This is a genomic window from Paenibacillus sp. TSA_86.1 (assembly GCF_052691815.1).
Genome location: NZ_JBQZGE010000013.1, coordinates 89,039 through 101,237, shown reverse-complemented (window position 1 = coordinate 101,237; position 12,199 = coordinate 89,039). Strand labels below are relative to the sequence as shown.

The window sequence follows — 12,199 nt, the reverse complement described above, 5'->3', positions numbered from 1 at the left end:
ACGTATGAGTACGGTTAACAATATCATGTTGCAAAAAAAGGCCCAGCCTCAGCGCTCCCTCACCGGAGCCATCGGCAAAGTGCTATTGCAAGCGTTTTTGATTCTTATCGCTGTCATTCAGATCTATCCGCTGATCTGGCTGGCGCTGTTCTCCCTGAAGGATAACAGTGAAATCTTCAGCGGGGACGTGGCAGGGCTGCCCAAAGCCTTTCTGTGGAGCAACTATACCAAGGCGCTGTCTGACGGGCATGTACTGAACTATTTTATGAATAGTGTGCTGGTCACGGTGGTCTCGATCGTACTGGTGTTAATCCTGTCCTCCATGACGGGATACGCGATCACAAGAATGAACTGGAAACTTAGCGGGCTAACGATGACGATGATACTCATGGGCATGATGGTGCCGATTCATGCAGCGCTATTGCCATTGTTTATTATTTTGAAAAACCTGGGTCTGCTCAACAGCTACTGGGCACTGATCATCCCGTATGTAGCCTTTGGTATTCCGATGGCGGTTTTCATTCTGGGTAGTTTTTTCAAAGGTATTCCAAGAGAGATGGAGGAGTCGGCAGTCATTGACGGCTGCGGCATATACCGGACGTTTTTCTCCATTATTCTACCTCTCGTAACCCCGGCGATATCTACGGTGGCGATCTTTACGTTTTTGTCGTGCTGGAATGAGCTGATGTTTGCAGTCACGTTTATTAACAATACGGCGTACCAAACGCTGACGGTGGGCATGATGTCGATGGTTGGGACGTACATCACGCAGTGGGGCATCATTGGTGCGGGTCTGATGATTACAACCGTACCAACGGTTGTGATCTACCTGTTGTTGAACAAACAGGTGCAGAAGAGTATGATTGCGGGTGCAATCAAAGGTTGATTCGTAGGATGAAGTTTGCTTCGTGGGAAAGAGATAGCGGATTCAATGAATTTTAGATAACGATTCCATAGGTTGTGACGACTACACTAGACCCGGGCTTGCAGCCGTGGAATAATAAGGGGGAGTTGATCCGAGCAGTCAGAGAGGGGAATGTGGTTATATGGTGGAACAGTCGTTAGTTGAGCAGGTATCTGTACAGGAAAAGATTTTGGCTTTTACGTTTGATGATGGCCCACATCCGGTATACACCCATCAAGTGCTGGAAATCTTCCGCCGCGCAGGCGGGCATGCGACATTTTTCATGATTGGCAAAGAGATGGAGGCATACCCGGACATTGCGGCAGAGGTGCACCGTGAGGGGCATGAGATCGCCAATCATACATACACCCATCCGAACCTAACCGAGCTTACGCTGGAAGAGGCCGGAGAGGAACTGCGGCAAGCGGAACGTCTTGTTCAAGAAGTCACGGGCAACGCTGCCCGCAGCTTCCGGCCGCCTTATTTTGGCGTAAATGATGACATTCTGGCTCTGGCTGCGGAGCGTGGTTACCGAACGATCGGTGCGGTGAACGGCGGTGCACAGGATTGGGACAATCCTGGGGTTGAGCACATTTTGGAGCACACTCGTTCCGTGGTAAAACCCGGCAGTGTGTTGATCTTCCATGACGGGTACGGGGATCGTTCCCAGACGGTAGAGGCGGTGCGTGTGCTGGTGGAAGAATTAACGGCGGAAGGGTATCGCATGGTTACAGTAAGTGAATTGTTGAGAATGGCCGAGTAGCATGCATTAAGCTGTAAAATGTAGTGTCATAAAATAGAGAGGGCCCGTCATTCTATAGAATGAGAGGGTCTTTTTGTTGCAACGAAGCCGAATTTCTCTCATGAATTTTACTTCATGCTCCAATCTACTTTATAATAGTAGGCTAAACTAGACTGCGTCAGGAGGAAACTATGGATTTTATCAAAAACCAGCTAGCGGAACTGGGTATGACTGAGCCCTCCCTTGGATACTTTTCCAGTGTAATCATGATTATTTTTATTGCACTGATCTCGATGATTGCCAATTATATTGCCAAACGGCTTGTACTTAAGACCGTGCATCGGATTGTGAGCCATAACCGGTTCAAATGGGGGCACATCGTCGTTCAGAAAATGCTGTTTCAGCGGCTGTCACACCTCGTACCGGCTATTATTATCTACTACACGGCGTATATTTTCCCGGGTTATCAGGCTTTGATTGAAAAAGCGGCCATGACCTACATGATTGTCATCATGATTACGGTGCTGAATGCATTGCTCAATGTATTTGATGATATCTATCGCACCTATGAAGTGTCCAAAATTCGCCCGATCAAGAGTTATATTCAGGTGGCTAAAATTGTCCTGTTTATCATCGGCGGTATTATCGTCATCTCCAGTCTGGTCGGACAGAATCCGTTAATCATCCTCAGTGGACTCGGGGCTTTATCGGCAGTATTGATGCTCATCTTCAAAGATTCGATCTTGGGTCTGGTCGCCGGTGTGCAGCTGTCGTCCAATGATATGGTGCGTGTAGGGGACTGGATTGAGATGCCGAAATACAATGCAGACGGTGATGTGATCGACATTACCTTGAATACGGTGAAAGTCATGAACTTTGATAAGACGATTACGATGATCCCGAGTTATGCGTTGATTTCGGACTCCTTCCGCAACTGGAGGGGCATGCAAGTGTCCGGAGGTAGAAGAATTAAGCGAAGTATTTTTATCGATATTAGCAGTATTCGTTTTTGTGATGAAGAGATGGTGGCCGAGTTCGAGAAAATCCACTATTTGACCGAGTATGTGACGTCGAAATTAAAGGAAATTGAAGCATATAACGTAGAGCATCAAGTGAATCGGGAAAGTAATGTTAATGGCAGACAACTCACTAATATTGGTGTGTTCCGTGAGTATGTTCATCAGTATTTGCGACATCATCCGAAGATCAATAAGGATATGACGATGATTGTGAGACAGCTTGCTCCGGAGGATCGTGGACTGCCTCTCGAAATTTATGCTTTCAGCAATGACACCAACTGGGCTGTATATGAGAATGTGCAGGCAGATATTTTTGACCATATCTTTGCGGTGGCCTCAACGTTTGGACTGCGTGCCTTCCAGAATCCAACGGGTCATGACATTGTGCAGCTTAAGGAAAATAAAGAATATGTGCGTGAATATTGATAGGCTGGATAGCTTAACTTATCAAGTTACCTTTTGAGTGATGTTCAAGTATTCCATACAACTTTTTTCAATAAAAAGCTCTAATATAACACCAGTATGTAGTTTCCATTCTCCTCATAATACGAAAGGGCCATTAACCTCTCCGGTTGATGGCTTTTTGTCTGTGATATAATAGGGCATATTTTAAGGACAGAGAATGAGGCGAGCGAAGAAGGTAATGCGGTGAGACGGTGTTTCCGCTGAAAATAGCGATTGTTTCACTATAAAGATAGGGTATCGCTCACTTAGTAGAGTTCGGGATACAGTAGAGGTCAGGCAGGGGGATGTTGATGGAGAGCATAACGGATTGGAATGCTTATATTGAGCAGTGGAGCCGAACCGCTGTACGTTTGCAGTCTATTCGGTCCTATCGCGGAGAGGATGAGAAGATTCCAAATTTGTCCGAGAGCAGGCTTAAAACACATACCGGTTTTTTCTTCATTCTTACGCGCGGAGAGATCCGGATCAGGATGTCGGATAAAATGTATCATTGTCACTCACCTTACATTTTCCATGGAGGAGCGGACAAGATCACGAGTTTTGAAGTATCCGATCACCACAAGGAATGGACAGGTTATCTGATCGAATATACAGCGTCGTCTGCGTCATTGGAGGATCGGGGGAGTCTAGCTCTGTCTCATGGGTTTACACCAAACGTTATGCTGCCGATTCAGGAGAAATGTGAAGTGATGGGACGTCTATGGAAGGGTAATGAACCGCTGGATCAACTACAAGCCCAATCCATTTTTTTGCCTTTGGTATACGAGGTTTTGAGCCAAGAGCTCCAGACGCTTGCGCATACAGAGAGTGCTAAACCCAACATCGTTACCGAGGCGATCAAATATATTAAAGCGAACTATAGGGAGTCCATTACAGCGGAGAAACTGGCAGGTAGATATAATTGCAGCACAAGTTATTTATCGCGTTTATTCCGCAATCAGATTGGATTGGGGCCAATCGAATATCTGATTCATGAGCGTGTTCACCATGCCAAACAGCTGCTTCTGAAGTCGGATGCACGCATTCAGGACGTTGCCTGCAAGGTGGGTTATGCAGATGTATATTATTTCAGTCGATTATTCAAAAAGCACACGGGTCATTCCCCCCTTCAGTTTCGCGCAGAGCAGCAGAAAGCTGCTCAGGTTCAGAATAATCCATTACACAGGTTGGAATCGTCTATTGTCTCCCCTCCTTTCCATTCCCATAATGAGAATGAGTCTTATTATCAACGAGATAAGGAAGGGGACACATCCATGTTTCAATTTTCAAGACCTGCCTTTGGAGCCATGATGGTATTATGTACATCGTTGATTCTTAGTGCATGTCAGGCAAGTAATACAACAGGAGGAGTTGCGGCTCAAGAGCCTGCGAGCCAAACCACTTCAACGAACGCATCAGACAGCACGGCTACAGAAACACGGATCTACAAACACCTGAAAGGTGAGACCAACATCCCTGTGCATCCCCAGCGTGTCGTCAGTTTCTTTCATCTGGGCGAGCTGATCGCACTTGGCGTGAAACCGGTGGGCACAACGACATATGTTCTGGACAACCCTCATATTAGCGACAAGACAGGGATTACCGATATCGGCATTCCGCCAGATGCGGAAAAGATTCTGTCCCTGCAACCAGATTTGATTGTAACAACACCTGCATTAGCCGAGATTGTGGAGGGTGGGTATGATGCATTGAGCAAGATTGCTCCAACCATTGTGATCGAGCAGAATAATGAACCCATCAAAGATATAGAGATGTTTGGGGATATTCTCGGTAAACAGGAAGAAGCAAAGCAGTGGAATGAGAAGTTTACAGCCAAAATTGCAGCGTACAAAGCGAAAATCAGCCCTTATGTTCGTGCGGACGAAACGTTCTCCATATTAAACGTACGTCCAGATGCCCTTTTTGTATACGGAGATACCAATATGGGGGGCAATATTATTTATAAGTATCTTGGGCTGAAGCCGGCAGCCAAGGTAGAGTCGGATGTCATTCATGGCGAAACATGGGAGGTATCCACCGAGGTGATTCCCGAATTTATCGGTAACCGTCTGTTCCTGGCGGTGAATAAGGGTGCGGAGGACAAGCTCAAGGATGTACAGAAGCTGATCAATGCTTCACCAGCGGGGAAATCGGGCCATGTGTACTCTATTGATTTTGATCAGTTCCTTCCAAGTGATCCTATTGCGGTAGAGAAACAGCTGGACATCATCACAGATTTAATTATAGGAGATGCTAAATAGAACGGGAGCTGCCTGAATTGATTCAAGCCGGCGTGAAGGGGTAGAATAACGAGAGAACGATGCATATTTTCCAGTCTTGCTCAGGAAAGATCATACTACCTTTTACAAAGGAGAGTTCTCGAATGAATCATATCCCGGAATACACGTTGAATGATGGCTTGAAGGTGCCTGCGATTGGATTTGGTACGTACAGTTTGAAAGGGGAAGCAGGGGTTCAGTCCATTGCGTCTGCGTTCGATGCAGGGTATCGTTTGATTGATACAGCGTACAACTATGAAAATGAAGCTACCGTGGGTAGAGCGATCAAACAAAGCTCCATCGCGCGCGAGGAACTGCTCATTACCTCCAAGCTGCCGGGCAGATATCATGCCTATGACAAAGCGTTGGTCGCGATTCAGGAATCGCTGTACAGAGCCGATCTGGACTATTATGACCTATATTTGATCCACTGGCCTAATCCCAAGAGGGATATGTACGTGGAGGCATGGCAAGCCCTGATTGAAGCGAAAAAACGCGGATACATCCGCTCCATCGGTGTCAGCAACTTCCTGCCGGAGCACAATGCACGGCTGATTCAGGAGACGGGCGTTGCACCCAGCCTGAACCAGATTGAGCTGCATCCGTTCTTCGACCAAGCGAAGCAGCGGGAGCAAGATGCGAAGCATGGCATTGTGAACGAGTCCTGGAGTCCTATCGGACGTGGGAATGATGCTTTGCAGGATATTTTGAAGGACGAAAACATTCTTCGTATTGCAGAAACGCATGGTAAAACGCCAACACAGATCATCTTGCGCTGGCATATCCAGCTTGGCTCGATTCCGATTCCGAAGGCAGGTTCTATGCAGCATCAGCAGGAGAACATTCATATTTTTGATTTCGAGCTGAACGCAGAGGAGATGCAGGTTATTGCCTCGTTTAATCGTGCAGATGGACGATTGTGGAATCAAGACCCGAGTGAGTACGAGGAATTTTAAGAGATTACTGAGCATTTAAAATAGAACGCATAGAAAAAGAGTGCCCTCGTCCGTAAGGACAAGCGGCACTCTTTTTACAAATGGAACGATGTATTGGCTAGCATCTAACCAGATTCCCGATCTCGTCTATACTATGCTTGGACAGCTTCTGGGCTGTGCCGCTTTATGACAAGCCTGCTCAGCCAGATGCCTTATACGCGCGGAATACGGAACGTCAGAATCTCATATGGCTTGATATCAAAAGCAATACGCGCGTTTTCCACAAGGCAATCTGCTTCGATGTTCTCCAGCAAATCACATGCGTACGCTGTGACGCCTGTTCCCTCAGGCAATTGCAGGGAGGCGCGGCTACGGCGGCCATAGGCTTCATAGACACGTATGATCATGTCATCATTGTCCTCGGCCTTTTTAATAACCTCTAGCACGACATTCTCCTGATCCACAGAAGCGAGTGACCATGTACCCGGCAATGTTCCAGTTTGTGAACCTACTTCCAGACCAACCAATGGACGGTTGAGATCATAAGCTGCCTGAATGACACGTCCCTCACGGAAATCACCCTGATGCGGATACAGGGAGTAGGTGAACACATGCTGCTCTTTGTCGGCATTTTCGTTCGGGTAGGTCGCGCTCTTGATCAGGGACAGGCGCATTACCGAATTGTGAATGTCATATCCGTATTTGCAGTCATTCAGCAAGGCAGCGCCGTAGCCGCTCTCGGCAAGATCGGCCCACTTCTGTCCACATACCTCAAACCTCGCCTGATCCCAGCTCGTATTACGGTGTGTTGCGCGTTCCACGTTACCATATTGGATCTCATAGACGGCTTTCTCACTCCAAATATCGAGTGGGAAGGCTGCTTTCAGCAGCAAATGTTCTTGTTTCCAGTCTACGAAGGTACGGAAGTCGATCCGCCGTGTATGTGCATAGAAAATGATGGTCTGTTCAACGACAGAGTCAAGGAACTGCCTTTTCACTTGAAGAACGGAACGTACGGGGCCGCTCTCTACCCATTCCATCGACTGAAGGTCGTTAATCTCCCACATATGTTGTTCATAATAATCGTCAATATTCCATGCCTCGTACTCTGCAGGGCGATCCTCGAATACTTGCAACACATTGCCGCGTTCGCCAGATTGCAGCAGTTCACGGCCCTCCAGCTTGTCCCACACGGATACAAATTCAGCACTTTCATTCAGGCGAATATCATACCAAGGAGTCTCAATAGATTGCTGTTCGGACTGCCACTGGGCAACCGATACACTTGCACTGCCAAGATCAGCGGCGGCATCCGGCGTGATGCGGAACGTTTTGTATCCTGATGCAGGCACGTTTTCGGCAAGGAACACAAGGCTGCCTTCTGGTGTGTACTGGCTTGGTATAGGACGATCTCCATCATGTACGGTTACTTTTTTCGCAAAAGCAGGCAGTTCCACCACGTCTGTCCGTGCAAAGCCGGTGCTGTTAAAGACAACGATGGCTTCGCCGTCCGACGTAATCTGGCTTACAGTGCCGTTCAAGGCGCTGCTCTTCAGTTCGTCCGTGACACGCAGCACCTCTTCATATTGCTCCTGCGAATCGATGTATACCTGCTCAATCGAGCTGCCTGGCAGAATATCATGGAACTGGTTCAGCATCGTCAGCTTCCATGCATGCTCCAATGCGTCTGTCGGATATACGGCTTGGGCATCCGCCTGACGTTGAATCATAGAGAACAGCTCGGCATCTGCCAGCGCAAATTCGCTGTGACGGTTATACTTTTTATTACGAGCCATGGACGTGTACGTACCGCGATGATATTCCAGATACAACTCGCCTGACCAGCGCGGAACGGAGCGTACACCGTCCAGGTTCTGTTCCAGCTTTTCAAAAAATTCACGTACAAATGTACGCTTCACTGTTGGTACGCCGGGGAGTCCTTTTTCAAGTCGTCTGCCATGTTCCAGCATTTCTTCCGTTGGTCCACCACCGCCGTCTCCGAATCCGAAACATTGCAGTACATCGGTGTTGATGTCTTTGTTCTGATATCGCTGCCATGTACCTTTCACTTGTGAAGCATTAAAACGTCCGTTGTACGTGGTTTCGAAACGATGCTTTCCGAATTCCGGGTGTGGAATATAGTCTTTGGCCGTAATGAAATGCGTCAGAACCTCAGAACCGTCAATGCCTCTCCAATACATGGTATCGTTTGGAATCTGGTTGGTATCATTCCAGGCAATTTTGGTCGTCATAAAATAGTCGATTCCGCTCTTGCGCATAATCTGCGGCATCGCTGCACTATAACCGAATACATCGGGCAGCCAGAGCACCCGGTTCTCTACGCCGAATTCTTCCTTGAAGAAACGTTTGCCGTAGATAATCTGACGGATCATGGATTCACCCGAGATCAGGTTACAATCCGCTTCCAGCCACATCGAACCTTCGGCTTCCCAGCGGCCTTCGGCAACCTTTTCTTTAATTTTCTCATATAAAGACGGGAAGTCTGCCTTAAGGTATGCATATAGTTGAGGCTGAGAAGACATGAACGTGTACTCCGGGAACTTATCCATCAGATAGAGCACGCTGGCGAAGCTACGGATAACCTTCTCCCGTGTCTGATCCAGTGTCCACAGCCATGCCACGTCAATATGAGTGTGACCAATACAGTGAACGGTCGGGATATGATCATTTTCGGGACGAGTTTCTCCGTAGATATGGTTTTGCAGATACTGGCGTGCTTCCAGCACCGATGTATGAAAAGCCTCGCTATTTTCTTGGCGTAAATCAAGCAGATTGACAGCTTCGTTCAGTTGTTCAATCAGCTTCAGACGCTCCAGATCGTCCTCGCGCAGCAGATCTGCCGCATCCAGTGCAGCCTTCAGGTCATAATACAAATTCGAAACGGGCTCATGATGCTCAGCAATATATACGTTCAGGAAAACGTCAGCGGCAGATGTACTGCAATAGGCGTACAGTGCCAGCTCAAACTCTTCTCCTTTGACAGCAGCGGGAGTCAGGTCGATCTCGGTATGATTCACATCTAGCCCGCAGATCAGCTCTCCATTCAGGAAGGCTAAAAATTGCGGGTTATCATAATTCCATATATCTGTGGCACCGGTCACGATGGAGCAGACGACCTTCTTTCCCTCCAGGTGGTCGGGAATGCGAATGCGGGTTTTGAAGCAGCTGTGTACATCTTTGCCGCCCCAGCCGTCACCTTTGCGGAACACATTCCATGAAGAAGGGTCTTCATGCACGAGATCCCAGGTATGGTATCCGCTTTCCTTATGATAAAGCTCGGGTATATATGTCTTAGACGTTAATCGCGCACTTTCCAAGTGTTTCACAATCGTTTGGATTCGAGTAGACAAGGAATTCAATTTCATATGTGTTTCCCACCTTGGTATTTAGTAAGTACAGGCTGTATAGGTTACTTCAACAACAATAGAAGCTTCAACATTGAAAACGCTGACATTTTAACTTTATCATATCAAACGAAAAATGCTAGAAACTACGTAATGTATGCTGAAAACACCGTATTATTATTGCATTTCATGCTAAAATGTAGGTATGAATGATCAGGGAAGGAGCATGTCCATGACATCATCGGTTTTGGCATATGAAAAGGGATATGCGATCCATGTGAACCAGCCGGGGGATTCGCTTTATTATTACCTGGATTATGACGAGCGTTCGCATGATCTCAATATGGAATTTCAGCATTTTCACGATTTTTATGAAATTTGCATTCTGCTGGATCGGACCGCTGCACATATTATTGAAGGCAGTTTATACGAGATGCAGCCCTATGATATTGTGTTGCTTCGGCCTGCTTTGCTTCATAAAACCCAATATCCAAAGGGTGTGCCACCCAAAAGGTTAATGATTAATTTTGCTATGCCTCGCAGTTTACCTGGACTTGAGAACGGTTACAGCGAGCTGTTTACGATATTTAATGCGCAGGTTCCCATTTTCCGCTTCTCGGAAGAACGGCGTAAGGAAGTTCTTGCGCCCCTTAACGACATTTTTGCGATATCACAGCAGTTATCTCCTATTCAATCGGTAGCTATTCATCATAAGTTTGTCGAGTTTCTATGTGGTCTTCATCGTTATGCGGCGGAGAATAGTTATGTCCGTGAGGAAAAAGGATCATCCATGACCCAGCGAATGTATGCTATTGCATCCTATATTCATAGTCACTATCAGCAGGAGATGTCGCTGGATGAGGTGTCCAGACGCTTTTATGTCAGCGCACATCATTTATCGCGCCAGTTCAACAAAGTCACAGGCTTCACGTTTACGGAATATGTGCAGATGACCCGAATTCGAAATGCCCAACAAATGCTACTACATTCGAGTGAGAAAATTACGGATATTGCCGCCCAATGCGGCTTCACCAGCTTTTCGCAGTTCAATCGCATTTTTAATAAGCAGAATGGAATGTCGCCAAGTGCGTATCGGCGTAGCAGACCCGCACAGGACGAGCGTGAGATGGTACTTGTAGGAGGAGGGAAAAACGTAATAACCTAAGCGAGATGAAGAGAGGAATTGAATACAGAGTATCGTCTGAATTATGTGGAAGAGTCGAATGAGGGGAAATTGATTAGCGTAAAAAAGGAAGAGTCAGCAAAGAGGTTATGATGCTGGCTCTTTGTTATGGAATGAAAAAGTTATACATAATCTTAATTTTATTTCACACATCAAAATTTACAATATATTCCATCTTATGTTTGGACAAAGGAGAACATGAAGGATAGTATGATGTTTATAAAAAAATTGGAGGTTTCGTAATGTTAAAGAAATTAAAAGGTCTCATTGGTCTAACTGCGTTCATCCTGTTAGTCTCATCTTTTTTTGGATCGAGTGTAATGGCTGCAACAGTGGGTGAACCGTTATTAGCTGCTGAGCAAGGGTGGCACAGAATAGATGATAAGGATAGTAGAATTGTCTATAGTGGTAACCAGTGGACAACAACGACAGGACCTCAATTCTATGGGAATTCGTTGCATTATCTGCCGAGTAATCCAACGAACTCTTCTCAAACTGTAAAATTCTCTTTTTATGGTACACAGTTAAGAATAATTAGTACCCTTTATCAAGACTACACATCAAATCTAGTAATCACCATCGACGGTGTTGATTATGCTCCCGTTTCTGTAACTGGACCATCAGTTCAAATCAATCAAGCTCTTGTGTTTGAAGTAGCTGACCTCGTTTCAAAAGAACATACTGTACAAATAAAATCTACGGATACTAAAAGATGGGTTCTAGACGCCATTGATATTGATGACACCGGTTATTTAATCAATCCTAATCTTGCTTCTCCGATCTTAAAAGCAGAACCGGTTGTTTCTAAGATTGATCTCAGCTGGAATACTGTTAATGGGGCAACTTCATATAATGTTAAAAGATCCCTTTCGGCTGATGGGCCCTACGAAAAAATTGCTACAGTAAATTCAACTAACTATTCAGATTCTAACGTTACAGAGGGAACTACATATTATTATAAAATCACGGCCGTAAATAGTGTTGGAGAAGGGGCATCTTCCAATGAGGTTTCTGCCTCCCTTTTAATCATTCGAGAAAGAGCACTATTAACAATCACGTTGAACACGGGATTAGAGAAGGAATTTGATCTATCTATGCCCCAAGTAAATGCTTTTATTAATTGGTATGAAACAAAAGCTTCGGGTAATGGCCCCGTAATGTTTGCAGTCGATAAAGGCAAAAATAATATCGGGCCGTTTAAGAGTAGAAAAGACTATATCATTTTCGATAGAATCCTTACGTTTGAGGTTAATGAATATGTACCGACTACCACAGAATAAATAACAATAATAAAGAGCAGCAGAACTGAAAATAGTTTCTGCTGCTTT

General features: G+C 46.0%; 8 protein-coding genes. 7 read left to right on the top strand and 1 reads right to left on the bottom strand.

Annotation, left to right across the window (positions count from 1 at the left end; translation table 11 throughout):
• Positions 1–4: 4 nt before the first annotated feature.
• The 5 genes from ACUTVW_RS20995 (at position 5) to ACUTVW_RS20975 (ending at position 6,344) form a co-directional block, all read left to right on the top strand.
• On the top strand, positions 5–886 hold the full coding sequence (locus tag ACUTVW_RS20995) for a carbohydrate ABC transporter permease (protein ID WP_445647566.1): 882 nt from the start codon (positions 5–7) through the stop codon (positions 884–886).
• Positions 887–1,046: 160 nt separating this feature from the next.
• Positions 1,047–1,667 (top strand): polysaccharide deacetylase family protein, encoded by a 621-nt coding sequence (locus ACUTVW_RS20990; protein WP_445647565.1) that lies wholly within the window; start codon positions 1,047–1,049, stop codon positions 1,665–1,667.
• A gap of 170 nt (positions 1,668–1,837) precedes the next feature.
• Positions 1,838–3,091: a mechanosensitive ion channel family protein gene (locus tag ACUTVW_RS20985; protein WP_445647564.1), complete on the top strand. Its 1,254-nt coding sequence runs from the start codon at positions 1,838–1,840 to the stop codon at positions 3,089–3,091.
• A gap of 329 nt (positions 3,092–3,420) precedes the next feature.
• Positions 3,421–5,370 carry an AraC family transcriptional regulator gene (locus ACUTVW_RS20980; RefSeq protein ID WP_445647563.1) on the top strand — a complete coding sequence of 650 codons (1,950 nt, stop codon included), beginning with the start codon at positions 3,421–3,423 and terminating at the stop codon, positions 5,368–5,370.
• Positions 5,371–5,492: 122 nt separating this feature from the next.
• Positions 5,493–6,344 carry an aldo/keto reductase gene (locus ACUTVW_RS20975; protein WP_445647562.1) on the top strand — a complete coding sequence of 284 codons (852 nt, stop codon included), beginning with the start codon at positions 5,493–5,495 and terminating at the stop codon, positions 6,342–6,344.
• A gap of 191 nt (positions 6,345–6,535) precedes the next feature.
• On the opposite strand, the gene ACUTVW_RS20970 is transcribed toward ACUTVW_RS20975, so the two are convergent.
• Positions 6,536–9,709 (bottom strand): alpha-mannosidase, encoded by a 3,174-nt coding sequence (locus ACUTVW_RS20970; RefSeq protein ID WP_445647561.1) that lies wholly within the window; start codon positions 9,707–9,709, stop codon positions 6,536–6,538.
• Between the two features lie 211 nt (positions 9,710–9,920).
• On the opposite strand from ACUTVW_RS20970, the gene ACUTVW_RS20965 reads away from it, so the two are divergent.
• Both ACUTVW_RS20965 and ACUTVW_RS20960 read left to right on the top strand, forming a co-directional pair.
• Positions 9,921–10,853 carry a helix-turn-helix domain-containing protein gene (locus ACUTVW_RS20965; RefSeq protein WP_445647560.1) on the top strand — a complete coding sequence of 311 codons (933 nt, stop codon included), beginning with the start codon at positions 9,921–9,923 and terminating at the stop codon, positions 10,851–10,853.
• A 260-nt stretch (positions 10,854–11,113) separates the two neighbouring features.
• The gene (locus tag ACUTVW_RS20960) at positions 11,114–12,151 is read left to right on the top strand and encodes a hypothetical protein (protein WP_445647559.1); all 1,038 of its coding nucleotides are present in this window, start codon (positions 11,114–11,116) and stop codon (positions 12,149–12,151) included.
• The last annotated feature ends 48 nt before the right edge of the window (positions 12,152–12,199 follow it).

What these genes read in the sequence shown, in the direction of transcription:
- ACUTVW_RS20995 (WP_445647566.1), top strand. Translation starts at nt 5, where the DNA reads ATGAGTACGGTTAACAATATCATGTTGCAAAAAAAGGCCCAGCCTCAG.
- ACUTVW_RS20990 (WP_445647565.1), top strand. Translation starts at nt 1,047, where the DNA reads ATGGTGGAACAGTCGTTAGTTGAGCAGGTATCTGTACAGGAAAAGATT.
- ACUTVW_RS20985 (WP_445647564.1), top strand. Translation starts at nt 1,838, where the DNA reads ATGGATTTTATCAAAAACCAGCTAGCGGAACTGGGTATGACTGAGCCC.
- ACUTVW_RS20980 (WP_445647563.1), top strand. Translation starts at nt 3,421, where the DNA reads ATGGAGAGCATAACGGATTGGAATGCTTATATTGAGCAGTGGAGCCGA.
- ACUTVW_RS20975 (WP_445647562.1), top strand. Translation starts at nt 5,493, where the DNA reads ATGAATCATATCCCGGAATACACGTTGAATGATGGCTTGAAGGTGCCT.
- ACUTVW_RS20970 (WP_445647561.1), bottom strand. Translation starts at nt 9,709, where the DNA reads ATGAAATTGAATTCCTTGTCTACTCGAATCCAAACGATTGTGAAACAC.
- ACUTVW_RS20965 (WP_445647560.1), top strand. Translation starts at nt 9,921, where the DNA reads ATGACATCATCGGTTTTGGCATATGAAAAGGGATATGCGATCCATGTG.
- ACUTVW_RS20960 (WP_445647559.1), top strand. Translation starts at nt 11,114, where the DNA reads ATGTTAAAGAAATTAAAAGGTCTCATTGGTCTAACTGCGTTCATCCTG.